This is a genomic window from Arthrobacter sp. 8AJ (assembly GCF_902506025.1).
In the GTDB taxonomy this organism is placed as follows: domain Bacteria; phylum Actinomycetota; class Actinomycetes; order Actinomycetales; family Micrococcaceae; genus Arthrobacter.
Genome location: NZ_LR733289.1, coordinates 4112579 through 4138292 on the forward strand (window position 1 = coordinate 4112579; position 25714 = coordinate 4138292).

General features: G+C 67.2%; 28 protein-coding genes. 16 read left to right on the top strand and 12 right to left on the bottom strand.

What is annotated here, in order from left to right; translation table 11 throughout:
• Positions 1 to 166 precede the first annotated feature (166 nt).
• Both BACI349Y_RS19130 and BACI349Y_RS19135 read left to right on the top strand, forming a co-directional pair.
• The gene (locus tag BACI349Y_RS19130; RefSeq protein ID WP_159634599.1) at positions 167 to 685 is read left to right on the top strand and encodes a DUF6328 family protein; all 519 of its coding nucleotides are present in this window, start codon (positions 167 to 169) and stop codon (positions 683 to 685) included.
• 2 nt (positions 686 to 687) lie between these two features.
• Complete coding sequence (locus BACI349Y_RS19135; protein ID WP_159634602.1) at positions 688 to 1350, top strand: DUF6766 family protein; 663 nt, start codon at positions 688 to 690, stop codon at positions 1348 to 1350.
• Positions 1351 to 1363: 13 nt separating this feature from the next.
• Here the strand turns inward: BACI349Y_RS19135 and BACI349Y_RS19140 are convergent, their stop codons facing one another.
• The 4 genes from BACI349Y_RS19140 to BACI349Y_RS19155 form a co-directional block, all read right to left on the bottom strand.
• Entirely contained in the window at positions 1364 to 2488 is a 1125-nt protein-coding gene (locus BACI349Y_RS19140) for a glycerate kinase (RefSeq protein ID WP_159634605.1), read from the bottom strand.
• Between the two features lie 86 nt (positions 2489 to 2574).
• Positions 2575 to 3384, bottom strand: coding sequence for an SDR family oxidoreductase (locus tag BACI349Y_RS19145; RefSeq protein WP_159634608.1), 810 nt, complete (start codon positions 3382 to 3384; stop codon positions 2575 to 2577).
• Between the two features lie 18 nt (positions 3385 to 3402).
• Complete coding sequence (locus tag BACI349Y_RS19150) at positions 3403 to 3849, bottom strand: hypothetical protein (protein ID WP_159634611.1); 447 nt, start codon at positions 3847 to 3849, stop codon at positions 3403 to 3405.
• Positions 3850 to 4215: 366 nt separating this feature from the next.
• The gene (locus BACI349Y_RS19155; RefSeq protein ID WP_159635952.1) at positions 4216 to 4992 is read right to left on the bottom strand and encodes a class I SAM-dependent methyltransferase; all 777 of its coding nucleotides are present in this window, start codon (positions 4990 to 4992) and stop codon (positions 4216 to 4218) included.
• A 208-nt stretch (positions 4993 to 5200) separates the two neighbouring features.
• Here BACI349Y_RS19155 and BACI349Y_RS19160 point away from each other — a divergent pair, with 208 nt between their 5' ends.
• From BACI349Y_RS19160 to BACI349Y_RS19170, 3 genes are all read left to right on the top strand, one after another.
• Positions 5201 to 6844, top strand: a complete 1644-nt coding sequence (locus tag BACI349Y_RS19160; RefSeq protein ID WP_159634614.1) for an ATP-binding protein — start codon at positions 5201 to 5203, stop codon at positions 6842 to 6844.
• Positions 6845 to 6864: 20 nt separating this feature from the next.
• Positions 6865 to 8415, top strand: coding sequence for a putative bifunctional diguanylate cyclase/phosphodiesterase (locus BACI349Y_RS19165; RefSeq protein WP_159634617.1), 1551 nt, complete (start codon positions 6865 to 6867; stop codon positions 8413 to 8415).
• 170 nt (positions 8416 to 8585) lie between these two features.
• The gene (locus BACI349Y_RS19170; RefSeq protein ID WP_236560939.1) at positions 8586 to 9650 is read left to right on the top strand and encodes an EAL domain-containing protein; all 1065 of its coding nucleotides are present in this window, start codon (positions 8586 to 8588) and stop codon (positions 9648 to 9650) included.
• A gap of 61 nt (positions 9651 to 9711) precedes the next feature.
• Here BACI349Y_RS19170 and BACI349Y_RS19175 read toward each other — a convergent pair whose 3' ends face one another.
• Complete coding sequence (locus BACI349Y_RS19175; RefSeq protein ID WP_159634620.1) at positions 9712 to 9948, bottom strand: DUF6480 family protein; 237 nt, start codon at positions 9946 to 9948, stop codon at positions 9712 to 9714.
• Between the two features lie 135 nt (positions 9949 to 10083).
• Between BACI349Y_RS19175 and BACI349Y_RS19180 the strand changes: the two genes are divergently transcribed.
• The gene (locus tag BACI349Y_RS19180) at positions 10084 to 10443 is read left to right on the top strand and encodes a hypothetical protein (protein WP_159634623.1); all 360 of its coding nucleotides are present in this window, start codon (positions 10084 to 10086) and stop codon (positions 10441 to 10443) included.
• Between the two features lie 48 nt (positions 10444 to 10491).
• On the opposite strand, the gene BACI349Y_RS19185 is transcribed toward BACI349Y_RS19180, so the two are convergent.
• The 4 genes from BACI349Y_RS19185 to BACI349Y_RS19200 form a co-directional block, all read right to left on the bottom strand.
• Positions 10492 to 11331: a glycerophosphodiester phosphodiesterase family protein gene (locus tag BACI349Y_RS19185; RefSeq protein ID WP_442858420.1), complete on the bottom strand. Its 840-nt coding sequence runs from the start codon at positions 11329 to 11331 to the stop codon at positions 10492 to 10494.
• A gap of 41 nt (positions 11332 to 11372) precedes the next feature.
• Entirely contained in the window at positions 11373 to 11636 is a 264-nt protein-coding gene (locus tag BACI349Y_RS19190; RefSeq protein ID WP_159634626.1) for a hypothetical protein, read from the bottom strand.
• Positions 11637 to 11761: 125 nt separating this feature from the next.
• Positions 11762 to 12580, bottom strand: coding sequence for an HAD family hydrolase (locus tag BACI349Y_RS19195; RefSeq protein ID WP_159634661.1), 819 nt, complete (start codon positions 12578 to 12580; stop codon positions 11762 to 11764).
• Positions 12581 to 12589: 9 nt separating this feature from the next.
• Positions 12590 to 13399 carry a hypothetical protein gene (locus BACI349Y_RS19200; RefSeq protein WP_159634664.1) on the bottom strand — a complete coding sequence of 270 codons (810 nt, stop codon included), beginning with the start codon at positions 13397 to 13399 and terminating at the stop codon, positions 12590 to 12592.
• Between the two features lie 152 nt (positions 13400 to 13551).
• On the opposite strand from BACI349Y_RS19200, the gene BACI349Y_RS19205 reads away from it, so the two are divergent.
• Positions 13552 to 13983, top strand: coding sequence for a LexA family protein (locus BACI349Y_RS19205; protein ID WP_159634668.1), 432 nt, complete (start codon positions 13552 to 13554; stop codon positions 13981 to 13983).
• A 23-nt stretch (positions 13984 to 14006) separates the two neighbouring features.
• Positions 14007 to 15305: a Y-family DNA polymerase gene (locus tag BACI349Y_RS19210; RefSeq protein WP_201302481.1), complete on the top strand. Its 1299-nt coding sequence runs from the start codon at positions 14007 to 14009 to the stop codon at positions 15303 to 15305.
• An 88-nt stretch (positions 15306 to 15393) separates the two neighbouring features.
• On the opposite strand, the gene BACI349Y_RS19215 is transcribed toward BACI349Y_RS19210, so the two are convergent.
• Positions 15394 to 15540 carry a lmo0937 family membrane protein gene (locus BACI349Y_RS19215; RefSeq protein ID WP_159634671.1) on the bottom strand — a complete coding sequence of 49 codons (147 nt, stop codon included), beginning with the start codon at positions 15538 to 15540 and terminating at the stop codon, positions 15394 to 15396.
• Between the two features lie 298 nt (positions 15541 to 15838).
• On the opposite strand from BACI349Y_RS19215, the gene BACI349Y_RS19220 reads away from it, so the two are divergent.
• Both BACI349Y_RS19220 and BACI349Y_RS19225 read left to right on the top strand, forming a co-directional pair.
• Complete coding sequence (locus BACI349Y_RS19220; RefSeq protein ID WP_159634674.1) at positions 15839 to 17017, top strand: ABC transporter substrate-binding protein; 1179 nt, start codon at positions 15839 to 15841, stop codon at positions 17015 to 17017.
• 467 nt (positions 17018 to 17484) lie between these two features.
• Complete coding sequence (locus BACI349Y_RS19225; protein ID WP_236560941.1) at positions 17485 to 18261, top strand: matrixin family metalloprotease; 777 nt, start codon at positions 17485 to 17487, stop codon at positions 18259 to 18261.
• 6 nt (positions 18262 to 18267) lie between these two features.
• Here the strand turns inward: BACI349Y_RS19225 and BACI349Y_RS19230 are convergent, their stop codons facing one another.
• Positions 18268 to 19212: a carbohydrate kinase family protein gene (locus BACI349Y_RS19230; RefSeq protein WP_159634680.1), complete on the bottom strand. Its 945-nt coding sequence runs from the start codon at positions 19210 to 19212 to the stop codon at positions 18268 to 18270.
• A gap of 42 nt (positions 19213 to 19254) precedes the next feature.
• Positions 19255 to 20049 (bottom strand): alpha/beta hydrolase, encoded by a 795-nt coding sequence (locus BACI349Y_RS19235; protein WP_159634683.1) that lies wholly within the window; start codon positions 20047 to 20049, stop codon positions 19255 to 19257.
• Between the two features lie 175 nt (positions 20050 to 20224).
• On the opposite strand from BACI349Y_RS19235, the gene BACI349Y_RS19240 reads away from it, so the two are divergent.
• The 6 genes from BACI349Y_RS19240 (at position 20225) to BACI349Y_RS19265 (ending at position 25713) form a co-directional block, all read left to right on the top strand.
• Entirely contained in the window at positions 20225 to 20881 is a 657-nt protein-coding gene (locus tag BACI349Y_RS19240; RefSeq protein ID WP_159634687.1) for a cyclodeaminase/cyclohydrolase family protein, read from the top strand.
• Positions 20882 to 21003: 122 nt separating this feature from the next.
• Positions 21004 to 21960, top strand: a complete 957-nt coding sequence (locus BACI349Y_RS19245) for a hypothetical protein (RefSeq protein ID WP_159634690.1) — start codon at positions 21004 to 21006, stop codon at positions 21958 to 21960.
• Positions 21961 to 22045: 85 nt separating this feature from the next.
• Positions 22046 to 22423: a hypothetical protein gene (locus tag BACI349Y_RS19250; RefSeq protein WP_159634693.1), complete on the top strand. Its 378-nt coding sequence runs from the start codon at positions 22046 to 22048 to the stop codon at positions 22421 to 22423.
• 295 nt (positions 22424 to 22718) lie between these two features.
• Positions 22719 to 23984, top strand: coding sequence for an ABC transporter substrate-binding protein (locus tag BACI349Y_RS19255; RefSeq protein ID WP_224024125.1), 1266 nt, complete (start codon positions 22719 to 22721; stop codon positions 23982 to 23984).
• Complete coding sequence (locus tag BACI349Y_RS19260) at positions 23984 to 24877, top strand: carbohydrate ABC transporter permease (RefSeq protein ID WP_159634699.1); 894 nt, start codon at positions 23984 to 23986, stop codon at positions 24875 to 24877. The genes BACI349Y_RS19255 and BACI349Y_RS19260 overlap by 1 nt, the downstream gene beginning before the upstream one ends.
• Positions 24874 to 25713, top strand: coding sequence for a carbohydrate ABC transporter permease (locus BACI349Y_RS19265; protein WP_159634702.1), 840 nt, complete (start codon positions 24874 to 24876; stop codon positions 25711 to 25713). Before BACI349Y_RS19260 ends, BACI349Y_RS19265 begins: the two co-directional genes overlap by 4 nt.
• The last annotated feature ends 1 nt before the right edge of the window (position 25714 follow it).

A 25714-nucleotide genomic window follows, 5' to 3' on the forward strand; every position in this document is an offset into this window, starting at 1 on the left:
CTCCGGCCCTTTGAAGCTATCCCGGGCAGCGGACCAAGTCCACCACCGCGGGTAATAATCAGTAAACTTATCAAATGTTGTAGCGGGCGCAACGGCCAGCCTTGTTTCTGGGTACGGGAGGAGTAGAAAGAAGACTTGGACCGCCGCCGGGAAGGAAGGAGCGCCGATGTCCGAAGTTGAGGACTACACGGGCCGCACGGGCCGGAACGAGACCCGCGAAGAGCAGCTGGACCGCAACTGGGCCGAACTCCTGCAGGAGTTGCGGGTGCTCCAGACCGGGGTGCAGATCCTGGCCGGCTTCCTGCTGACCCTGCCGTTCCAGCAGCGCTTTGAAAAGCTGGACGACTGGGAAGTTGGCCTCTACCTCACCAATGTGGTGATTGCCGCCCTGACCACCGCCTTCATCCTCCTTCCGGTCAGCGTGCACCGGCGGCTCTTCCGGAAACGGCTGAAGGAAATGCTGGTGTCCAGCGCGGACACCATCACCAAGATTGCCCTCGGCGGCATCGCCCTGTTGAGCGCGGGAACAGCCGCCCTGGTCTTTGATGTTGCGGCCGGCCGGTCCGCCGGGGTCATGGCGGGTGGCGCGCTGCTGGGCGTCATGGTGGTGATGCTGGTGTTCGTTCCGCTTCGCCTGAACAAACGGGCCACCGGGAGGATCCTCCCGGCCAAAGATAAGGAGTGAGGATGCGTAAGTGGGCCAAAGAGCATGGGCTGCTGGTGGCCAACCTGGGCCTGTTCCTCGCGTTTTTCGTGGGAATGGTCCTCTCCGGTGCAGCGTCGTACAGCGAAGACCAGCAGGCCCATGGGGAGCCGGCGGTGTCCGTACTTCAGTTCCTGGGAACCGGCGCGTTCGTTGAGGCCACGTTCGAGAACTGGGAATCGGAGTTCCTGCAGATGGCCATGTACGTGGTCCTCACGGTGTTCCTGTTCCAGAAGGGCTCATCCGAGTCCAAGCCGATGGGCAGGAAGGCCCCTCAGGACCAGGACCCCCGGGAAGCGCGTATCAGCAGCGCCACCCCATGGCCGATCCGGCGTGGCGGCATGGCACTCAAGGTCTACGAGCACTCCCTGTCGATCCTGTTTTTCGTGTTGTTCCTTGCCTCGTTCCTCCTCCATGCCGCCGGCGGGGTGGACGAGTACAACCAGGACCAGCAAAGCCACGGCCAGCCCGTCATCACGTTCCTGCAGTACCTGGGCACCAGCCGCTTCTGGTTCGAGTCCTTCCAGAACTGGCAGAGCGAGTTCCTGGCCGTCGGTGTCCTGGTGGGGGCGTCGGTATACCTGCGGGAGAAGGGATCCCCGGAATCGAAGCCTGTTGCCGAACCCCACTACGAGACCGGTGCCTGACGTTCCGCGCCGGTCAGGCCCCTTCGAGTACCTGGCTTGTTGCCCAGGCCAAGTACTTGCCGGCGTTTGCCACGGCATCTTCCGGACTCGACGCCACGTCCAGCAGCTGGGCCGCGGCCACCACGCCGTGTCCGGCGAGGTCCTCGAAAGTCACCAGGATCCTGCCGGCCACCACAATGACGGGTATGCCGCGGTCCCGGGCCGCGTTCGCGAGTGCGATCGGCGCCTTGCCGGTGAGCGACTGGGAGTCCATGGATCCTTCGCCGGTGATCACCAGGTCCGCCTGGTCCAGCTGGGTGGCCAGTCCGGTCAGCCCCGCCACCAGCGCAAAGCCGCCTTCCAGCGTGGCGTTGGTGAACGCAAGGAACGACGCCGGGAAGCCACCGGCGGCGCCGGCGCCGGGGACGTTCACGTCCCGGCCCGTTGCTTCCCGCAGCACCGACGCCCAGTTGCGGAGCCCGGCGTCGAGCATTTCCACGGCGTCCGGGTCCGCACCTTTCTGCGGGGCGAAGACGTGGGCAGCGCCGGACGGCCCGTACAGCGGGTTGCGGACGTCGACGGCGATGCGGAACGTGGTGGCGGAGAGCCTCGGGTCCAGCCCGCTTGTGTCCAGCGCCGTGACGTCGGCCAGCGAACCTCCCCCCAGGGGCACCACGTTCCCTGCTGAGTCCAAAGGTTTCAGGCCGAGGGCGCGCAGGGCGCCGCTGCCTCCGTCCGTCATGGCGGACCCGCCCAGCCCCAGGACGATCTCGGTGGCGCCGGCGTCGAGGGCTGCGGCGATCAGCTGGCCGCACCCATAGCTGTGGGCGCGCAAGGCGTTGGCCGGGATTGGCTCCATGTCGGCCAGGCCGGACGCCTGGGCCGTCTCAATCACCGCCGTGACCTTGCCGTCGCCTGCCTTGTGGATGGCCCAGGCGGCGCCAAGGGGGGCGAGGATGGGGCCCACCACGGCGTTCAACCGCTCCTCGTAGCCTGCCGCCACGGCCGCTTCCAGGGTGCCCTCGCCGCCGTCGGCGATGGGAAACTGGGTGGCGACGGCGTCCGGGTACACCCGGAGTGCCCCCTCAGCGATGGAGGCGGCGGCCTCAGCTGCCGTCAGGGACCCCTTGAACTTGTCCGGAGCGATAAGAATGCGCATGCGCTCCATCATGCCAGCACGCCGCCGGAAAGCGCTTGCCATCTCCGCGATGCGGACTGCGTGACTTCCCAGCCGGACGGATCAGCCTAGCCCTCGCGCCATTCATTGCCGGTGAGGTGCGATCCCGCCTGCGGGCCCATCTGGAGCATGCCGCCGTCCACCACCCAGGCCGCACCCGTCACATAGCTGGAGGCCGGCGAGGCAAGGAAGGCGATGACGTCGGCGATCTCCCGCGCGTGGCCGGGCCGTCCGAGCGGCACCCCGGGCCGTGCCGTCGTCGTCGGATCCTGGTCCTCCTGCCCCGTCATGGGCGTGGCAATCTCGCCGGGGGCCACCGTGTTGGCCGTGATGCCGTACTGGCCCAGCTCCAGTGCGAGCGTTTTCATGAGGCCGCCCAGGCCATGCTTGGAGGCATCGTAGGCGGATGAACCCACGCGCGGCTGGAACTCGTGCACGCTGGACACCGCCACCAGCCGGCCGCCCTTGCCGGCCTTGACCATGCGCCGCGCCGCCGCCTGCAGGCAGACAAAGGCGCCGTTGAGGTTCGTGTCGAGGATCTTCATCCAGTCGTCGATGCCCAGATCGAGGAACTTGGTGCTGGTTCCCGTCCCCGCGTTGTTGACGAAGACGTCCAGGCCGCCCAGCTCCTCGGCGAGGTCATCGATCACGCCCGCAGCGGAGCGGAGTTCGGTGGTGTCAAGCTGGCGGACCACGGCCTTGCGCCCCAGGCTGCGGATCTCGTCGGCCGTCCCCTCCGCGCCCGCCTTGTCCGAGTGCCAGGTGACGCCCACGTCCATCCCGGCGCGGGCCAGCGCAACAGCGGTGGCCTTGCCGATTCCCGAGTCGGAGGCGGTGACGATGGCGGCAGTGGGCGCGAAGTTGCTGGTGTCGGGCATGGCGGGCCTTTCTGTAGGTCAGGCAGGGCGGCGGAGCTCGGACTCGTAGGACTCGTCACTGACGGCAGTAGAGGCCCCGTGGCCTGCCGCCTCCAGGTTTGGCCGGCCTTCGGGCACGGCCATGAGGGGCACGGCGAAGGTCACCACGGGCCTGCTGCCGGCGTCGTCAGCCGATCTGATGGTCAGGCTCCTGGTGCCCGGCGGCACGGACGGGGTGAAGACCTGCAGGTTTCGGGCCCCCACGGTGGCGGATTCCTGCAGTGTGTATTCGGTCCCGAAGTGGTCCTGGAGCACGAGCCGGGGCTCGGGGGCGTCATCCGAGGGAAGGTGGATGTTCACCACCAACCCGGAGGCCCACACCTCCACGGACAGAATGGTGAATTCGGTGGCTGGCGTGACGTGCCGTCCATAGGTGGGGGGCAGCAGCATCCGGCGGAGTTCGCCGGACGGAATGAGGTTGTTCATGGCGGTTCCTGTAGGTCTTGCGCCTGCTGCCGGTGGCGGTACCGGAGGGTAATCCGGAACCAGCCGGGCAGGGGCGCGGGTGCGGCTTGGGCGCCTTCCGGGCTGGGATTTTCCAACCGGAAGACATTCGGTGGATGCCGTCGCTGCTGTTGCTGGTAGAGGACATTCAGTGTGTCCGGGAGTCGAAGGTGCAGAACCATCCCCCCGGCTGGCGTGGCCTTCCTTTCACCTCGGGCTAACTAGTAAGTCTACTTATCATGGAGCCTCGGGATCCGGCCCGTGTCAAGGGGAAGTACGGCGGCCTGCGGACTGGCTGCGGGAATCCGGGCAAGTCTGCGGGGACGGTCAAATGGCCAGTCCCGGGGCCTAACGGCGGGGGCGGACGATCGCGTAGTACCCGGGCACCCGGTCCTGGCCGGGCACGCCGGTCACGGGGTTGGTTTCGATGGCCGTATGGCCATCTTCAAGGAGTTCCCAGGCCGGCGCCGGGAACGTCCGTTCGCGCTCTTCGGGCCCGAAGTGTCCCGGCATGGGGAGCCCGCGGATGGCCAGCTCCAACGGCGCCGGAATGCCCCGCGTGGTTGCCCCGAGGTGGGACACATACTCCACCGGATTGCCCTGGAAGTTGGTTTCCGCCATGAAGACGGTGCCGCGGTGCCCGGCCAGGAGCCGGAGGTTTTCGACCAGTGCCATCTGGTGCGCCGGGGCAAGGACGTGCAGGACGCCGCGGATGAAGACGTTGGCCCCTTCCTTGCCTGCGTTGAGGGACTCTGCCAGGGCTGCCCCGGCACCCTCCGCCGTCATGTCCCGCGCTTCGAAAGTCACGTTGCCGCTTCCCCCGCACTCCGCCCGGGCCCTGTCAACGGCGTGCGGGGAGACATCAACGCCAACCACCCGGGGGAAGACGCCTGCGAGCGCCCGGGTGAAACTGCCATGGCCGCACCCGGTATCCACCACAGGAAGCGCAGGGTCCAGGTAGCGCAGGAGGCTGTCCTTGTAGCCCAGGAACTCATGGTCGCTGCCCGAATCCCACAGGACCTCTCCCCCGGGGCCCGTGGCCGTGATTCCTGCCCAGTAGGCATCCCATGCCTGGTGCCGGTCTTTCGGCGCACCCCGCGACAACCTGACGAGCTTGGGAAGCATCAGGTACTTCTGCAGGACGGACCGCGGCGACTTCGTTGGGGAGGACACGGCTCAAATATATGTTCCATCCCTGCCAACCGGCGCAGCTTCGGCCACATTACGGCGTGCCCTGCCCGCGGGGCACGAATGTCGGGGTGGGCGCGGGCGCTCTGGACCCGTGCGGCCCCCGTCCCCCTAGAATGTACTCAACTGGGAGGAAGGGAACACTGTGACGGCTGTGCCGAGTGGCGTGCCCCTGACCCGCACCGCCGTCGTCGCCGATCCCGACGCCGGCCGCCTGGCCCGCAACGCCCAGGCACTGCGGGACGCCGGGTACGGCGTCCAGGAAGCGGCGGACGCCGCCGGCCTCGCCGCGTTGCTGGACGCAGGCCAGCCCTCCGTCGTCGTCGCCGACGCGCTTCTGTCCCCTGCCCAGTCCGCAGCCCCCGTCCTGCTGATGGTGGACCTGGACAATCCGCAGGAGGTAGCCGCAGCCAACCCGGCCGGCGTCCACGACTGCATCACCAAGCCGCCGGAGCCCAAAGAGCTGGTCCACCGCGCATCCGTCCTCATCGAGCAGGTGTCCCGGCGCCGCGCCGCCCGGCAGGAAGCCGAGGGGCTCCGTGAACAGCTGCGCGAGGTCTCAGCCGCGGTACGCGCCACCAACGATCCCCAGGAGATCGCCAACCACGTGGTCTCCGGTTTCGGCCGGACCTTCAGGGCCGACCACGTGGTGCTGGCCACCTTCGAGGACCACCGCGTCCCGGTGATCATGGCGGCCTGGCACCGGCAGGGCCTGGTGGAACTGCCCAAGGACGCCCTCCCCGGCGAGGACGAGGCCCGCGCCGCGGCCGATGCGCTTTGGGCCGGGACAGAGACGCTCTCGTCGGACGGAAACGAATCCGAGCCCAGGGCCGACGAAAAGCCTGCCAGGGCCGTTGCCGGAGCGGCCTCCACACTGGCGGTGCCCATCGGCGAAGGCAACTCCTCCCTGGGGATCATCTGGATCGCCATGATGGACCGGCCACGGACGTGGTCCAGCGCCGAACTGGGACTGATCCAGCACGTGGCCGGAAACGCCGCCTACGGACTCATCCAGAGCCACCTGATCAGCAGCCAGCAGCAGGTGGTCAAGCAGCTGCGCGAACTCGACAAGGCAAAGACGGACTTCCTGGCCACGGTGAACCACGAGCTGCGCACGCCGCTGACCTCGATCATGGCGTACCTGGACATGATCCAGGAGAGCACCGAGCACCCGGTGTCCAAGGAGGTCCACCAGATGCTGGACATCGTGGTCCGCAACACCGAACGGCTCCGGACCCTCATCGAGGACATGCTCAGCGTCTCCCGCGGCGGGCTGGACAACGCGGACATGCAGCTCGCGCCGGTGCGCCTGGGACGGACCCTGGATTTGGTTGCCGCGGCACTCCGGCCGCTGGCCACGCTGCAGAACGTCACCATCGATGTGGACCCGGTGCCGGAGGATCCGGAGATCCTGGCCGATGAGGTGCAGCTCCAGCAGGTCTTCACCAACCTCGTGTCCAATGCCATCAAGTTCACCCCCAGCGGCGGCCGGATCGAGGTGGGCAGCGAATCCCACGCCGCGGAGGACGGGTCCAAGTGGGCCACCGTGCGCATCGCCGACACCGGCATCGGCATCTCGGACGACGAAATCAACCACGTGTTCACCAGGTTCTACCGGGCCTCGAACGCGATGAACGGCGCCATCCCGGGAACAGGGCTGGGCCTTGCCATCTCCAAGGACATTGTGGACCGCCACGGCGGGCGGATCGATGTCGCTTCCACCCTGGGCACCGGGACCACCGTCACCGTCAGCCTTCCCCTCGGCACTGACCGCGTCCAGGCCAACTAGGCGCCGAAGGAGGACTGGCCATGTTTGCCAACGACGATCCCCGGCTCTCCCAGCTCCTGGAAGGCATTGTCCGGCTTGCCTCCGGCGACCTCACCTCCCGGATAGAGGTCTCCCCGGCCCGGGACGAGCTCGATGCGATCATCATGGGCACCAATCTGCTGGCCGAAGACCTGCAGGTCATCTACGAGGAACTCGAGCAGCGGGTGCAGGTCCGGACCCAGCTCCTTCACGAGGCCCACCTTGAGATGCAGAAGATGGCCATGCAGGACCCGCTGACCGGGCTGGCCAACCGGTCGGCGCTGCTCGAAGCCCTTCGCTCCGCGCTGGAAGCCCGTGCCGCGTTGGACGGCGGGGGATCCGAAGAGGGGCCGGCCATCCTGTTGATGGACCTGGACGCGTTCAAATCCATCAACGACAGCCTGGGGCACACGGCCGGGGACCAGGTCCTGGTAACCGTGGGTGAAAGGCTCCGGACCGCGGTGCGCGCCTCCGACGTCGTAGCCCGCCTGGGCGGCGATGAATTCGCCATCGTCATGCCGTCCGCATCGGCGGACCAGGCGGCGATCGTGGCGCACCGCATCCTGGCCTCCCTCAACGAACCCATCGAGCTTCCCGGCCGCAGCGTGCGCTGTGGTGCCAGCATCGGGCTCAGCGTGGGCAGCGGGGGCCAAAGCCCTGAGGACATGCTGATGGAGGCCGACGTCGCCATGTACGCCTCCAAGGCCGAAGGGCAGAACAAGCTGCACCGGTTCGAGCCCGCCCTGCTGCTGGTGCGCCGCCTCCGCAGCCAGCTGGTGGATGACCTGCGGGCCGCCATCAAGGACGACGCGCTGACCCTGTACTACCAGCCGGTGGTGGAGCTTGGCACCGGTCGGATCGAAGGCGTGGAGGCACTGGTCCGGTGGAACCACCCCACCCGCGGCTTCATCATGCCTGACGAGTTCATTCCCCTTGCCGAAGAGGCGGGCCTGATCTCCGAACTTGGACTGTGGGTCCTCAGGACCGCCGTGAAGCAGCTGCGGGCCTGGATTGATGCTGCCCTGGTGGACAGCCGGTTCTCCGTGCGCATCAATATCTCCGCCACGGACCTGCAGAGCCTGCAGTTCATCGAGGACGTGCGCAACACCCTGAAGGAGACCGGCGTCAGGCCTGAACAGGTTGTGCTGGAGTTGACGGAAGTGGCGATCGTCAAAGGCAATGAGCTGGACCGGTATTCGCTGGGCGGGCTCCGCGGCCTGGGCGTGGGCATCGAAATCGACGACTTCGGGACCGGCTACTCGTCCATCAGCTACCTTCGCCGGCTACCGGTGGACCGGGTCAAAGTGGACCGGTCACTGATCACCGGGCTGGAGAGCGACCCCAGCCAGCCCGCGCTGGTGGCGGCAGTCCTGCAGCTGGTGCGGGCGTGCGGGCTGGAAGCGGTGTGGGAGGGCGTCGAAACGGCGGAGCAGGCAGAAATCCTCCGCGGCCTGGGTTGCCGCAGCGCCCAGGGCTACTACTTCAGCCGGCCTGTTCCCCCCGACCAGATTCCGGAACTGCTGGCTGACCAGCAGGAAAGCGCTAACCAGTAACGCAAAAACTACTGCACTTTCGTGGCCGCCGTTATACGATCAGCGTGCGGTGTCTGGTTTTTCGCCGCCTCGGAAATCAGGTTGGCAGCACCGTTCTTTTATAAGGCGTTTGGAAATTTGAACATTATGGGGCCATCGGGTCATTACTTCGTCAACTGGGGGCGTTGCTAATGTCGGTTCGGGTACAGGCATGGGGAATTATCGCCGCCGTGCTGGCGGATACGGATCCTGCGGGAACCGCTGTGCGGCAGCGGCTGAGCAACAGCCTCGATGAGAATCCCGGCGTGCCGGAACGGGCCCTGCTGGAGTATCTCCTCGAGACCCGGCGCAGCGACGCCACCATGACGGACACATTGGAAGCCGCGAAGGATATGCGGCTCACGCCGCCCGCGCTCCCGCCGCAGTTTGCGGAGCAGCTGGATGCCATCCGCAGCGCGTCCCGGATCAGCACCCTGCTTGAGAACCAGATGCTGATGACCGCGTTCCAGCCCATCTACGGGCTGGAAGGAAGAACCGTGGTGGGCGCAGAGGCGCTGTCCCGGTTCGTCAGCGACGACGGCGCAGCCGCGGAGCTGTGGTTTGCCGAGGCCGCCGCGGTGGGCCTGGGCGCCAACCTCGAGTTCTCCGCGCTGGGATCGGCGGCAGCGGCCGCGAAGGACCTGCCCGAGGACCTGTACGTGTCCCTCAACATTTCCCCCACGTCCTGCCTGGACCCGCGGCTGCCGGAGCTCTTCGACCACATTGAATTGCCCATCCACCGGGTGGTGCTCGAATTGACCCAGGACATTCCCGAAGAGGAATACCTTCAATTCCTTTCGGCGATCAATCCGCTGCGGGAAAAGGGCCTGCGCATTGCCGTCGACGACACCCACACCGGCGCCGGCGCGCTGAGCCGCATGGTCCACCTGGGGCCCGACTTCCTCAAGGTGGGCCGCAACGTGATCGGCGACGTCGACAAGGACGGCCTCCAGCGTGCGCTGGCTGCATGCCTGGTGGACTTCACCGACCAGGTTGGCATCACCCTGGTGGCCGAGGGCATCGAAACGGTGGGCGAACTCAAGGTCCTCACGGAACTGGGCATCAGCGCCGGCCAGGGCTACCTGCTGGGCCGGCCGTCGGTGCGGCCCAAGGACTGGGCCAGCTGGAACACGCGCCTCGACATGGACGGCCTGGAGCGCCACCTGGCCGGGCCGGGGGAACCTCGCGCCACCACCCGGGGAACAGAGTCGTCCTGAGAACCTGACGCAGTCAGCGGGGCGGCGGGCAGCATGCGCCGCCCCGCTGCACGTCCGGGCCCTATTCGGAGTGGCCCTGGTCCCTGCTCATCTGGCCCTCCGCCGGCGGCGTCTCTCCCGGCGGGACTCCCCCGCCCGGTTCCAGGCCGGTGACATTGCCTTCCAGCGGATCCGGGTTCGGCGAGCCGGCCGCCTCCCGGCTGCGCTGCTCCGCCGGATGGGGTTGGGCGGCGCCTACCTCTTCCTTACCCGGGCGGTCGGGGTTCGCGGGGTCATTTTCCGGATGGTAAGTGCTCATAGCCTTTCCTTTCCTCTCCGGCTGCGGTTCGGTTCCCCAGCACTGGACTAATTGTAAGCATGCTGATAATTCTGGAGGAGTAGGGCCGGCACGCCGCTGGGGCGGCCGGCACGCAACGCCGGAAGGAGCAGTCACATGGGTATCGGCGACAGCATTGGCAAGGCAGCAGAAAACGCCATGGAGGACCTGGCCGGGACATCCAAGCCGACGGAGAAAACGGACGTGCCGGACCCGGCAGATCCCAACGACGACGTGGAGGTCCACTCGTCCCTGAGCGAAGGCTCAAACGCGATGGAGGCGGAGAAGCAGAAGGCGCCCGGCCTCAAGACCGGGGCCGCCCCTGGGCCGGTCTCCAACAGCCCGCTGGGCGGCGACGCCGACAACGACAAGGCGCACAACGGCAGGGCGCACGGCGAGCGGGAGCAGGACGGCACAGCGGACGACGCCGGCCTGGCCGGGGACGCCACGGCGCCCACCGCAACAGACCAGGGCTAGGCGCCCGGGAACAGGCCGGGGGCTAGGCAGCCGGGAGCAGGCCAGAGGCTAGGCAGCTGGGCCGGGCGCCCGGTTAGCCTGCCCGGGCTTCTCCGGCCACTGGCCTCGGGCGCGCAGCACGTCGCGGAGCAGGTCCGCCCGGTCGGTGACGATGCCGTCCACCCCCAACTGGAGGAGCCGGTGCATCTCGCCGGCATCGTTGATGGTCCACACATGAACCACCAGGTCCAGGTCATGCGCCCGCCGGATGAAACCGGTGGTGACTACAGGCACCCGCCCATAGCGGACGGGCACTTGCAGAGCATGCACGTCCCGGAGCACCCGGCGCATGAGCCACCGGAACGCCGGACGTGGAAGCGCAGGCCCCAGCAAGGTGAAGAGGGCGCTCGAGGCCACTCCAGCGGACGAAGCCACAGGCTGGCTGAGCAGTTTCAGCACCGCGCGCCGCCGGCGGTCCGAAAAGCTGGTCACCAGAACGCGGTGGTGCACCTGGTGCCGCTCGATCGCGGCAGCGGTGCTGCGGACCGAGCCCCAGTCCTTGACGTCGAGGTTCAGCCGCGCTTCGGGCAGCTGGGTGACCAGTTCGTCGAACGTGGGGATGGGCTCGCGGCCGTTGATCCGCGCCCTGGCCACGTCCGCGGCCGGAAGTTCCGCCACCCGGCCCCTGCCGTCCGTGACCCGGTCCAGGGTTTCGTCATGGAAGAGCAGCAGCACGCCGTCCGCCGTCGTGTGCACATCCGTTTCGAGGTAGCGGAAGCCGAGGTCGACGCCGGCGCGGAACGCGGCCATGGAGTTTTCCAGGCCCTCAGCCGAGAATCCGCGGTGCGCCATGGCGATGGGAAGCTGCCGCCCGGCGTCGTCAGGGTGCTTGAAGAAAGGCAGGCTCACACTGCGAGCCTACCGCCCCCACCATGAGTGGAAACCGACCGTCAGTCCAGGCAGGCGGTCTCTCCGCAGGGAAGGATGTCCACGCCGTCGCCGCAGTGCAGCAGGGTCCGCCCACGGCCGGCGTCCAGGTGGACCCATACCGCGGTGTGGTCCGCCGTGACGGTGTCCACCACGCCGCCTGCCTCGAATCCGGGCGCGAACAGGACCCGGACCCGGTCACCCTGGCGCAACTGTTTCCAGTGCGGAGCGGGCGTTGCTTTGCGCTGCGGCGCATCGGCCGCGTGCTGCCTGACGTTTCGTGCCATCGTTGCCCCCTTCGAGCCGGCGGGAGGGTGCCTGCTCTCCACGCTTCACGCTACGCAGGGAAGGTAAACGCCAGGTGAGCGCAAGCTGTGAAAATGGGGGTGCCGGGTCCAGGACAGCCCGGGCGTCAGGAAAACTGGACGCCCAGGGCAGCGAGCCGGGCCTCCAAAACCTGGGCCACGCCGTCGTCGTCAAAATGCGGCGCCTGCTGCCCGGCCGCGCGGATGGCTTCCGGATGGCCGCTGGCCATCGCGTACCCATGACCGGCCCAGCGGAGCATCTCGATGTCGTTGGGCATGTCGCCGAAGGCCACCACGTCTGCGGCGTCGATGCCCAGTGCGCGTGCGTATTCTGCAAGCGTGACGGCCTTGTTCACGCCGGGCAGCGACAGTTCCAGCATCGCAACGCCCGGGGAGGAGTGGGTGGTGGCGGCCAGGTGTTCGACGGCGGGCGCCACCTCGGCGAGAAAATCGTCCGGAGTGCCATCACGGACGATGGCGAGGAACTTCACCACGGAATCATCGTCCGTCAGGGTTTGCTTCAGCGGCGCCGGAGTGAATTCGGCGAGCAGTTCGCTGGACTCGTTTTCGATGAAGCCCTGTTCCAGGTGGAATCCGGTGAGCGTTTCCGCGGCGAACAGCGCAGCCGGGCGGAGCCCCTTGATGATGCGGCGGGCTTCCAGGACGGTCTCGATGGCCAGTGTGCGGGCGGAGACCAGGCGGTCCGCTTCAAGGTCCCAGACGACGGCACCATTGGAGCAGATCACGCGGCCGGTGTGGCCCAGCTGTTCCTCCAGGGGGTGCAGCCAGCGGGGCGGGCGGCCGGTCACAAACACCAGTTCGACGCCCGCATCCCGGCAGGCGTGGAAGGCACGGATGGTGCGGTCACTGATTTTTCCGTCGTGTCCGAGGATCGTTCCGTCAATATCGCTTGCTACCAACCGCATCCTGCAAGTCTACGTGGGCGGTTGGCTCCCGTGCGCCGATTCCACGGACAGGAGCCGGGCGTAGTTCACGCACATGCTTAGGCTTTCATCGGCCGGGGCGCGGGTGCCCTTGAGGACTACCGGGGCGCCGGCGGCAAGACGCTGGCCGCCGGGCATTACCAGCGTTTCAGCGTCGAAACTGGTTCCTTCGGGGAAGATCAGGGTGTAATCGTTCCCGTCGGCAGCCTGCAGGATGACGCATCCGGCCCCGTCCCTGTCCATGTGGCCCTTGAGCTCCACCTCGGGTCCCGTTGCGGGCGTCTGGCTGGAGCGGACCACGGCCTTCAGCCCATCCGTTCCCGGCAGCACCGTGGTGGGAGGCTTCGCGGAGGCCGGCACCAGCCGGAAGGCGTAACGGCCCTCTGCTCCGCCTTCCGGAGTCATGACGAAGTCCACTCCCCGGACGGCGAGCGCCACCTGCGTTTTGAAGATGTTCCCGTCACAGGGGACCTGCAGCGGGGGAAGGACTTCGGCGCCGGCCTGGCTGGCAAGCGAAACCTCTGCCGTCACCGGACCCTCGCAGGTGAAATGCACCTCATAGCCACCCGGTTCCGCGCCAGTGAATCCGAAGCTGACCGTGGTGTTCGAGCTGGTGGAACCGGCGAACTCGCCGGGCAACCTGGGCTGCAGTTGCTCTTGGGACCACTGGCGCATGTCTTCCACCCCGGAAGCACGCGGATCGGCGCCGGGCTGGGCGGCAGCGGTGGCCGGGGGCGGCGGCACTGGAGCCTGCCCCTCGGGTACCTCGCTGTACGCGCACCCCGCCAGTCCCGGCGTCATCGCCGCCGCAATCCACCAAAGCCGTACCAACCGCATCGTTTCCCCCAGAGCAGACAGTGGCCTGAGTCTAGTCCCCCCGAGCGGGACTGCCCGTTGTCAGCCCCCGGGGCTACACTGAAACTATCGAACATATTTTCGAATAAAGGTGTGTTGTGGGCGTTATTGTCGGTCCCCGCGTGATAGACGCGGGCGCCTCGTTGTTCTCGGTGCTGATTTCCCCGGTCGCGGTGGCGGCGGGCTTTCCGTCGCCGGCACAGGACTACTTCGACGGCCGGATCGACCTGAACGCGCACCTGATCAAGGACATCACCAGCACCTTCGTGGTCCGGGTGACGGGGGATTCCATGGAGGGTGCCGGCATCAGCGACGGGGACGAACTGATCGTCAACCGTGCCCTCGAGCCCAGGGACGGGGCCGTGGTGATCGCCGTCCTGGACGGGGAACTGACGGTCAAGCGCTTGCGCATCACCCGCACTGGCGTGGTGCTGCAGGCGGAGAACCCCAAGTACCCGGACATCCACGTGCCCGCACTGTCCGAGCTGACCATCTGGGGCGTTGCCACCAGGTGCCTGCACCATGTCTGAGCTGCCCGCGCTTGGGGACCAGCATGGCTAAGCCCGTCCACATGCGGCAGATGCCGCAGATCGCGCACGTGGACGTCAACTGCTTCTACGCCTCCGCCGAGCGCGCCTTCGACCCCTCCCTGGAAGGGCGGCCGCTGGTGGTGCTCTCCAACAATGACGGCTGCGCCGTGACCCGTTCCCCGGAAGCGAAGGCACTGGGCATCGCCACCGGCGAACCGTGGTTCAAACTCGCGCCGCGGGCCAAGGAGTGGGGCCTGGTGGCAAAATCCAGCAACTATGAGCTGTACGGCGACATCAGCTCCCGCGTAATGGAACTGCTGGGCAGGTACTCGGCCTGGCTGGAGGTCTACAGCATCGACGAGGCATTCCTGGGCGTCAAGGGCACCCCGGACGAGCTGCTGTCCCTTGGCCGGAGGATGAAAGAGGCAGTCCGGCGGCACGTGGGGGTTCCCGTGTGCGTTGGCATCGCCCCCACTAAAACCCTGGCGAAACTCTGCAATAAATGGGCCAAGAACAATCCCGCCTTTGGCGGAGTCTGCCTGTGGGAATGCGTTCCGGCTGACGTGCGGGAGGGTTTGATGTCCCGGCTTCCTGTCAATGAGATCTGGGGCATTGCCGGGCGGCTCACAAAGCGCCTCAATGTGCTGGGCATCTTCACTGTCCAGGACCTTGTCAGGGCGGATCCGGTAATGATCAGGAATAAGTTCTCGGTGGTGCTGATGCGCACGGTCCTGGAACTGCGGGGCACCCCCTGCATCCCGATGGAAGAAGAGCGCATCGGCCGCGACCAGCTGATCTTTTCCCGCTCTTTCGCCACCCCTGTGACCACCGCCGCCGGGCTTCGGGAGGTGCTCAGCATCTACGGGCAGCAGGCGAGCGCCAGGCTCTCAAAGCACGGGCTGCAGGCAAAGGTCCTGACGGCGTTTGCTGCCACGTCCCCCTTCCGGGACCACGAGCAGGCGTACCCGTCTGTATGCGTCCCGCTGCCCATGCCTACGGCGGATCCGCTGCTGCTCACCAGGGCGGCGCATGCGCTGCTGCCCAGTATCCGGGACGGGCTCAAATACGCCAAGGCGGGGCTGATGCTCACCGACCTGCGGCCCACGGGAAACCAGCCGCCCCTGGAGCCATTCGAGAACCGGCATGAGGAACGCGGCATCGGGCCGCTGCTTGAGGATGTGAGCCGCCGCTTCGGGCGGGGCACCATCGGGCTGGGGCACGCGGGCATCAGGTCCGGGCTGGACTGGACCATGAAACGTGACATGCGCTCGCCCCGCTATACAACGCACTGGGACGAGCTGCCCTTGGTCAAGGCGGCGTGAGGGGTCAGGCGGCCTGGGGCTGCAAGGCGGCCTGGGGCCGACGGTTCCCGCCGCCGGACGCTGGGCCGGCGGCGGGGACGCGGGGTTGCTAGACGCGGGACCTGCCACGGACGAAGTGGAAGATCAGGACCACCACTGCGACAACCAACAGAATGTGGATCAGGCCGCCGCCAATGTTCGCGAGCAATCCGAGAAGCCAGAGAACGGCGATGATGATGGCAATCCAAAGCAACATGAGAGTCTCCTTGATTAGTTTTACAAAATCCCCATGCCGTGCACGTACCCACAATGCGGCACGCGAATCACGGCCCGCACCTGCTGATGGCATCGAAGGCCGCCGTTGCGTCCCGACTGCGGACAGGCCCCCTCCGCCGGACCTCCGAACAGCGTCCCCGCACGACGATTTTTGACGCCGCACTACGCCGCGTTGAGCGTTCGCGTCGCTGCATGAACGCCCGCTACGGGGTTGATTGTGGGGCCGCTGGGCGCTCCGTAATCTCGTCTCACCACCCACCCCAGCAAAGGATTTCCCCATGGCAAACCAGCAGGACAAGAGTCCGGAAGACCAGCACGGCTCCACCCGCATCGTCGCCGGGCAGCCCGCCAAGCCCACACGCCCGCTCGGCCTGAAGATCGGAATCGCGGCAGCCGTCCTGGCCCTCATCGGTGGGGGCGCCGCCGTCGCGTCCGCCGTGAACAGCGGGACACCGGCAGCCTCGCAGGAGGCTGCCCCGTCAGGCAACCCCGCGGCCGAACTGAAGCTCGGCTACTTTGGAAACGTCACGCATGCCCCGGCCCTCGTGGGCGTCAGCAAAGGCTTCATCAAGGACGAACTCGGCAGCACCAGGCTCAGCACCCAGGTGTTCAACGCCGGCCCGGCAGCCATCGAAGCCCTGAACGCAGGGGCCATCGACGCCACCTACATCGGCCCGAACCCGGCCATCAACTCCTTCGTGAAGAGCCAGGGCCAGTCGATCAACATCATCGCCGGCGCCGCAGCCGGCGGGGCGCAGCTGGTGGTCAAGCCGGACATCACCTCCGCCGCGGACCTCAAAGGCAAGACCCTCGCCTCCCCGCAGCTGGGCGGCACCCAGGACGTGGCCCTGCGCGCCTGGCTCTCCTCCCAGGGGTACAAGACCGGGGTGGACGGCAGCGGTGACGTGGCCATCAACCCCACGGAGAACGCCCAGACCCTCAAGCTGTTCCAGGACGGAAAGCTCGACGGTGCGTGGTTGCCTGAGCCGTGGGCGTCACGCCTGGTGCTGAATGCCGGCGCGAAGGTGCTGGTGGACGAAAAGGACCTGTGGGACGGTTCGCTGTCCGGCAAGCCGGGCGAGTTCCCCACCACCATCCTGATCGTGAACCAGAAGTTCGCGGCAGACCACCCGGACACCGTCAAGGCACTCCTGAAGGGCCACGCGAAGTCGGTCGAATGGCTCAACAGCGCTTCTGCCGGCGACAAGGCCACCGTCATCAATGCAGCCCTCAAGGAAGCAGCCGGCGCCGAACTGAAGGCGGATGTCATTGACCGCTCCCTGAAGAACATCGTTTTCACCGTTGACCCGCTGGCCGGAACCTACCAGAAGCTCCTGGCCGACGGCGTGACCGCAGGCACCACCAAGCAGGCCGACATCAACGGCATCTTCGACCTGCGCGCCCTCAACAGCGTCTCGAACGGAAAGACCCCGGCCGCAGGGCTCGGCAAGGAGTAAAGCCTCATCGATTGCTCCGTAAACGCCCTTTTGACCCCTCATAACGGCATCTACGGAGCAATCGATGTGGCCTCGGGCCTCCACTTCGGCCCCGGAGCGGCCTGCATCCGGGGCCGCCTTTCTTGCTCAAATCCTGCGCCTTTCCCGCGGCAAGGCCGGGCAGCCCGCCCCTAGGCTGGAAGGGTTGGCCGGCGGGCGGCAGGAATCAGGGGGTGCCGGTGCACGGCTTCGGGAATGACGATAAGTCTCATCAGGACATGCCCGGCGGGTTCGCGCCGCCAAACGTCCGGCGCTCCCCCAGTGGACGTATCCCGCAATGGGCCATCGATGAAGCGTACGGAAGGGCGGAGGCTCCTTCGCCCTGGCGCAGTGCTGAAGCCCCTCAACGGCGCCGGAAGAAGTTCCGCAGCAGGGCGGGAAGAGAAGGGTTCCGGTCGAAGCGGACCGCTCCGTCGCGGACGGTCCGGTTGCGGACAGTCCTTGGGATCGCCCTGGTGGTCTGCCTGTACTTCACGCCGACGCTCTTCGACCGCGTGGTTCTTCCCGCCGCAGCCCCCTACCTGCCGGGGGCGAAAATGCCGCCGCCGGGGCATGAGGCAGCCTCCGCACCCCTGGGCACGCCACCCGCAAGCACGGGCTCCGCTGCCTTTGTGCTGCAGGAGTCGCCGAAAGAGGGCCAGCGGCTGGTCGCGTACGATCCGTGCCGCCCGGTCCATTACGTTGTCCGGCCGGATAACGCGCTGCCGGGTGGCAATGTCCTGGTCCGGGAGGCAGTGGCAGCAGTCTCCCAGGCCTCCGGGCTGCAGTTTGTCTATGACGGACCCACCACGGAAGCGCCGTCGGATGACCGGTCTGCTTTCCAGCCGGACCGCTACGGAAAGCGGTGGGTACCGGTACTCATCGCCTGGTCAACGCCCATGGAAACGCCGGGCCTTGCCGGAAATGTTGCGGGCCTTGGCGGGAGCGGTTACGTGGAGGCCGCCGGGCAGCCGCTGGTCCTCGAAGCCGGCCAGGTGCGCCTTGATGCCCCTGACCTTGCCGGCATCATCGCCAGCCGCCCGGACGGCGCGGCGGAGGTGCGCGCCATCATCATGCACGAACTGGCACACGTGCTGGGCCTGGACCACGTGAATGATCCGACGCAACTGATGTATGCGGAAAACATGGGCGTCAGGAACTTCGCTGCGGGTGACCTCGCCGGGCTGGCCCTGCTGGGCAGCGGTCCCTGCGTCCCGCAGCTCTAGGCCCTTCTAACCCTCCGTGGCCTCAGCCCCGTGGAGCTCCTCCCGGGTCGGCGGGTTGGCACCCGGGCGCGACACGGTGACGGCTGCGGCGCGGGCGGCGTGTGCCAGGAGTTCGGAGAGTCCCTCGACGGGAAGGTCGCGCAGGTCCTGCCGGTTCTGGGCGCCGTCCAGCTCCCGGTCCACCAGGCCGGACAGCAGCGCCGCCATGAAGGAATCCCCAGCCCCCACGGTATCCGCCACTTCCACCCTGGGCGCAGGAATAGCGGCTTCACCGGCACGGCACACACCCCACGGCCCGTCCGCACCGCGGGTAACCACCACCATCGCAGGGCCTTCCTCCCCGCCGAGCGCCAGCCACTTGCGGGCCGAATCCAGCACATCCTGTCCCGGATAAAGCCACGCAAGGTCCTCGTCGGACGCTTTCACCACGTCGGACAACGTGACGAACTTTTCGGCCTGGCGCCGGGCAAAGTCCACGTCCGTGATGATGCTGGGCCGGCAGTTGGGATCGAAACTGATGGTGGCGGACGGGTGGGCGTATTCGACGGCGGCCAGCACTTCTGTGGCCCCGGGCGCCAGCATGGTGGCAATGGAGCCGGTGTGCAGCAGGGTGGTTCCCTGCAGCATGAAGCCAAGCCGGTCTGCCAGGTGCGGCAGCTCCCAGGCGAGGTCGAAGGTGTAGGTCGCGGCGCCGTCGTCGTCAATCAGTGCGGTGGCCACGCTGGTGGGCAACTCGTCCGGGGGCATCGGCAGCATGACGGAGCTGGCGCGCAGGTGCGCAGCCACCGAGTCGCCGTACGCGTCCCGGCCGTAACGGCCAATGAACTGCACCGGGTGGTCCAGCCGGGCCAGGCCCACGGCGACATTCAGGGGGCTTCCGCCCACGTGGGCCTCGATTCCGGAAGCGCGCTGGACAACGTCAACAAGGCCTTCGCCGATCACTGTGAGCATGGTCATACTCTGCCAGAAACCGGCCGGCGTCAGCAGTTCGTGTCAGCCGAGCAGCTTTCCAACCAGTTCCCGGCACGTCACATAGGCCTCCGCGGCCGGATCGATGAGCGCGAAGTGGTCCCCCGGCACCGTGACCAGCCGTGCCGGAACGGCTGCGGAACGGCTGGCGTCCACGTACGTTGTGGACATGCGCAGAGGAACGTCGTTGTCTTCCGTCGCGTGGACGGCGTAGACCGGAACGTCCAGCGGCAGCACGGCCATCGGGTCGGCCACGCGGTGGCGTCCGGGGAAGTCCGACGACGGTCCGCCCAGCAGGTTGTCCACGGCGCCGTTGCTGAGGCCCAGCCTTTCGGCGTCGGCCAGGTTCAGCACCCCGGACTGGCTGACCACCCCGGTGAGGCGGACGCCGTCGTTCGTGTTATTTACCTGGCGGGCCTCCGCCGTCCCAAGCCCATCCAGCCGGTCCCTGCCCGCCGCCCACACCGCCAAGTGGCCGCCGGCCGAATGCCCCAGCGCCACCACTTTGCCCAGGTCCAACGAGTGGGGCCCTGCGAGCGCGGCAAGCTTGTCGATGCCCGCAAGGATGTCCTGGAAGGTGCCCGGCCAGCCCCCGCCGTTGCCCGCCCGGCGGTACTCCAGGTTCCAGGCGGCCATGCCGTGCTCCGCCAGGTCCATCGCCAGCGGCTCCCCCAGTTCGGCGCCGTAGGCGGAGCGCCAGTAGCCGCCGTGGATCACCACCACCACGCCCCGGTGCTTGCTGGCGGCCGGAAGATCCGGCAGGAAAAGCTCGCCCCACTGGCTGGGGTCCTGGCCGTACTGGTATCTATGCCGCTGCACTTTGCCGACACTACAGGCGCCCGCCGGCGGGTGAGTGTCACACTGGCCCACTTTTGGGGTGGTTAACGACGGCGGGACCGTGGACTTTCCAGGGTCCCGCCGCCATAACTGGGCCAGCGCAGGCATTGCGGCTGTTTCCGTTTAGCCGGTGGCCCTTGTGGGCACGGTTCCTGGCATGGAAGAGGCTGAAGTAACCACCCAGGATTCGACTGTTGAGGAGTGGACACGCGCGCTGGCGGAGTCCACGGGTTCGCCGGGCGGGGGCGCGGGGACCGGCCTGATGCTGGCGGTGGCGGCATCGCTGACGTCGATGGTCGCCGGCTACAGCGGCAATGGGGAGGACGACGGCGGGGAGCCGGCCGGGATACGGGCGCGGGCCCGGGCGCTGCGCCGGGAAGCCCTGGAGCTGGCTGATGACGACGCGTCCGCCTCCAAAGCCTTCGGCGCCGCCTTCCGGCTGGAACCGGGCGCGGAACGGGACGAGGCAATCCGCCGCGCGTCGCTGGAAGCCGCAGCATCCTCTGCTGTCCTTGGCGAACGGGCCATCCAGGCGATCGACGACCTCGCCTGGCTGGCCACCAACGGCAACCGGGCACTGGTCGCAGATGTCGTGGTCGCGTTCGGCGCCCTCCGTGCGGCGGTGGCCGGCGCCCGCACCAATGTCAGTTTCGACCTCGGATCCCTCCGCTCCGCCGGGGCCACCCTGGAACAGGTCCGCCAGCAGCAGCCGGACCTGTGGGCCGCCGTCGAGAAACTCAGTGAAGCCATGGACCGCATTGACACCCTGACCGCGGACATTGACCACCGGGCCGCCCCGACCGACGCGGCCTGAGCAGGGCAAACATGTGACCGCCTGGTGTTCGTGGCGTTCCCCAGGTGGTTGGACTCTGCTGCACGGCTGTGCTTATGGTGGGCAGCATTGTTTGCAGGTAACTCTGGGGGGAGGCGTACTAGGTGAAGTCAAGACTGGCTGCCTGGACGTTCCTGCGCCCCCTTCTGCTCGCGGTGGCGGCAGCCGCATCGTGGATCGCTTTATCCGCCGCGGGGGCATCCGCTGATACCTCCGCTCCCGGGGACCCGCTTCCTGGAGCCGGCCCGTCCGCGCTGGCATCGGCTGCCGCCACCCTCAGTCACCGGGCCGGGGACGTCCTGGAACCAGTGGAATCCGGACCGGCAAGCGCCCCGGACACCCCGTCACCTAACGCAATTCCACCCCTCCGCCCGGCCATGGAGGAGGTCACCGCCGTGGCCGATGACGTGGTGCAGGCTGTTCCCGTGGTCAGCACCGTGGTACCGGCAGGGGCCGTGGCAGCAGTGGTGGATCCGGCCGTTGGCACTGTGGACGGCGTGGCCGGCGAAACGGTAGGAGCCGTTGTTCCCGTGGCCAGCGCGGCCCTGGAGCCGCTTGCGCCGGTCCTTGAGCCGGTCATCGGCGCCGTTCCTTTGGCGGCACCCACTGCACCCCCGCCCACGGCCATGGCACCCCTCCCTGCGGGTGCCGACATTCCGCAGGCGGGTGATGCTGCGCCTGCCCGGCCGGCCGAACTGGAAGTTGGGGCAGGCGGCACAGCGCCGGCTTCCGCCCGGCCCCTCCTCGAGATCCCGCTGTCCCATGGGAAGTTTCACAGCAACAGCCTGCCGTGCGACCCGCGGATGGAGCCGTCCGCCGGGAGGCCGCTGCTGACGGCGACGGATCCGCACAGCCCGCCGTCCCGCAGGCCGGCTGATCCGCTGCCCGGCGTCCCCGGTGCCACCGGCGGAAGCAGCCTGTCCGGCAATGGCACCGCCATGCCCGCCTGGCTGAACACCCATAACCTGCAGATCCCGGCGGCCGGCTCAGCCGCCGTCCAGGGCAGTCTGCCCACTGCCCCGGACGGTGTGTCCTTCTACCCCGGATCCTTTCCTGACTAGTTGAGGCCCCTCTGCGCCCCAACGCGGAATAAGCCAGTCCCGGGCTAAGCAGTAGGCCCGATCCAACTTTCAGGAGAACTTCCAAATGATGCACCGCACTATCCGTGGATGCCTGCTCAGCGCCGTGATCGCAGGCGGCCTTCTGGCCTCGAACGGCGTAGCCGCCCATGCCGCCGGCACCACGCCGGCAACGCCGGTCACGATTCCCGCCACCCACACCGCGGCCCCCTTCCTGGGCGGCACGGTTTCTTCCGTGGTCCATCCCTCCGGCCGCACCGCCCACACCGCCCACACGGCCGCAGCCGCCGGGGGCGCCGGGGACGCCGCGCCGGCAGGGGCCAGCGCCTCCGGGTCCACGCCCCCGGCCGACACCGGCATCAACACCGGGCTGCTGGTGGTGGGTTTGCTCTTTCTGGTCTTCGGGGGCCTGCTGGCGCTGATCCTGGGCCGGAAGCGCGGCTGAGCCGAACCCTCCTTTGACCTCCACTTGGCTCCGGTACGGGGCCGGCTTGGATGAGTCCGCACAGAAGGCGGCCCGGCGTACGCCGGGCCGCTTTCCGCTGTCGTGGTGAACCCTTTCTGTCAATTGGCGTTCGAACCGAAGGGTTGACACCCTCCGACTTATGTCTAATGCTTAAACGAAAGTTTGTGCAGTGGCGCACACTCGATCGGAGCATTCAATGAACGACCCGAAATTTCATCCCCAGCGAGGGCCCGTTTCCCGCAGGAGCCTCCTTTTGGCCGGACTGGGAACGGCCATGTCGGCCCCTTTCCTCGCATCCTGTGCAGGTTTTGATACCAGCGGCGCAGCAGCCGGCCAGGGAACCGTGGGCTTCCTCTCCACCCAGTTCACGCCCGTGGAGGAAAAGCAGCGGTACGAGGCAGTCCTCAAGAAATTCGCGAAAGTCCCCACCGCCTACAACTCCGTGGACCCCGGCGTCTTCGCCTCCACGGTGACCTCCCAGGCGAGCGCGGGCAACGTGAAGACCTCGCTCCTGGGCGGACTTCACGGTGAGCTCGCTCCGCTGGCCGACTCCCTGGAGGATGTCGATGGCCTCCTCAGGGACCTGTCAGGGCGCGGCTTCACGAAGGAGATGCTCGAGCTGACCAAGGTGGGCGGTTCCACCTCGCGGTATGTCCCCTGGATGCAGGCAACCTACGTGGTGGCAGTGAACAAGAAGGCCCTGGAGTGGCTGCCCCCGGGGGTGGACGTCAACGACCTTACCTACGAGGGCTACCTCGCATGGGCCAAGGCGGCTAAACAAGGAGCTGGCCGGCCCGTCTTCGGGATGCCCGCCGGACCAAAAGGCCTGCACCACCGCTTCTACCAGGGTTTCCTGCTGCCCAGCTTCACCGGCGGGCAGATCACCACGTTCCGGAACCAGGATGCCGCAGCCGGCTGGGACTACATGCAGGAGCTGTGGTCCGCGATGGCACCGGCATCCACCAACTATGACTACATGCAGGAACCCCTGGCGCGGGGCGAGGTCCTGGTCGCCTGGGACCACGTGGCCCGCCTGGTCCATGCCCCTGCTGACAAGCCCGACGACTGGCTCATGGTCCCCGCACCACGAGGGCCCAAGGGCCGCGGCTACATGCTGATCATCGCCGGGATGGCCCTGCCAAAAAATGGCAAGGACCGCGACCTCGCCGAAAAGGCCATTCGCGCCCTGACCGAACCCGCGTCCCAGATCGAGACCCTGCGCAGCAACGCCTTCTTCCCGGTGGTCCAAACGGAGCTTCCCTCCGACTTGACCGGCGCTATTGCGCTCGAAGCTGCCGCAGTCCGCCGGCAGCAGCGGTCTGCCGGCGCCCTCCTGGCCCTTCCCCCGGTGGGCCTCGGCGCCAAAGAGGGCGAAGTGTCGCAGATTTTCAAGAACTGTTTCCAGCAGATCTGCCTGGAAACCCGGCCCATCCAGCAGGTCCTCGATACGCAGGCGACGCAGTTGAACACCATCCTGAAGGGCTTGAATGTTCCCTGCTGGGCGCCCGATCCGGTTTCCACGAAGTGCGAGGTAGCGTAATGGCCGTAGAGGCACCCCCCACCCCCGCGGCAACTGTTGCGCCGCCACGCCGGCGCAGGATACCGCCGGCCGTCCTGCTGATAGCCCCCTCGGTGATATTCATGGCGCTGCTGCTGGGATGGCCCGTCATCCAGGGCGTCCTGCAGGCCTTCAGGAATGACCAGGGTTTCACCTTTGAGTTCGTCAACCGCATGGTGCAGGACCCATACTTCTGGCCGGCGGTACGCAACACGCTGTTGCTGATCGTGGTCATGATCCCGCTGCAGTTCGCCCTCGCCATCGCCATGGCCCTGATGCTGCGGAGCAACCCCCGGCTTCACAAAGTCCACTTCTTTGTCTGGGCCATACCGCTGGCGCTCAGCGACCTGGCGGCCGGCCTGGTCTGGCTCGCAATCTTCAACGACCGCGGGTACCTGAACTCGGTCCTTTCCTGGTTCGGACTGCAGGGCACCTCCTGGCTGGCGTACGACAACCAGACCAGCATGTTCATCTGCGTCCTGATCGCCGAACTTTGGCGCGCAACCTCCCTGGTGCTCATCATCGTGGTGGCGGGGCTGCAGGGCATCCCCAAGGACTACGACGAGGCCGCGCAGGTCTTCGGCGCCACATTCTGGCAGCGCCTGCGGCACGTCACATTGCCGCTGCTGAAGCCGAGCCTCCAGGTGGCACTGATCCTGCGGACCATCCTTGCGTTCCAGACCTTCGCGGTGGCGCAGGCGCTCACGGGCCAGAACTTTCCCCTGGTGGTGGGTGAAACCTACCGCTGGTACACCGGGCTGCAGAACCCCAACGTCGCTGCGGCGCTGGCACTCGTCATCCTCGTCGTGTCCATGCTGACATCGATCTTCTACCTGCGGGCCCTCCGCGACAAGAACCAGGGAGGGCTCCGATGAGCACCACTGTGGACACCACCCCCATCGCCCGGAGAAGGCGGAACCGGATCCTGCTGCAGACCGCATGCATCGCCGTCTCGCTTTTCATGCTGATTCCCATCTACCTGATCTCGCTTGCGGCGCTTTCCACCCGGGAATCGTTCAACGAGTTTCCGTTGTCGCTCCTTCCCACAAACCTTTCCGTGGACACGCTCAACGCTTTCCTCGGCTCCACGGGAATCTTCGGAGCCCTGGGCAACTCACTGATTGTTGGCGCCGGCACACTCCTGCTGTCGGCACTGATCGGAGTCCCTGCAGGGTACGCGCTGGCCAGGTTCACTTTCCCCGGCAAGGACCCCTACCAGCTGTTCCTGCTGTTCACCCGCGCCCTGCCCATCGTGGTGCTGTCCGTCCCCCTGGCCCGGCTCTTCCTCACCGTGGACATCTACGACACGACCTACGCCGTCATCCTGCTCCACACGGCGTTGGCGCTGCCCACCACCATCCTGATCTCGGCCAGCGTGTTCCTCAGCGTCCCCGTTGATGTTGAGGAAGCTGCCCGCCTGTTTGGTTGCTCACCGCTGGGGGCGTTCGGCAGGGTGGTGCTGCCCATGGCACTGCCGGGCCTCGCCGCGGCGTCGATCTTCACGTTCGTCATGTCCTGGAATGAAGTGCTGGGCGCGTCAATCCTCACCCTCGACCACCGCACCCTGCCCGCGCAGGTCCTCAGCTCGCTGTCAGACTCACCGCTGGCCTACAGGTTCGCCGGGGGCTTTGCCCTGGTCATCCCGTCCATCATCTTCATCGCCCTGATGCGCCGGTACCTCACCAACATGTGGGGCTCAACCATCCGCTAGG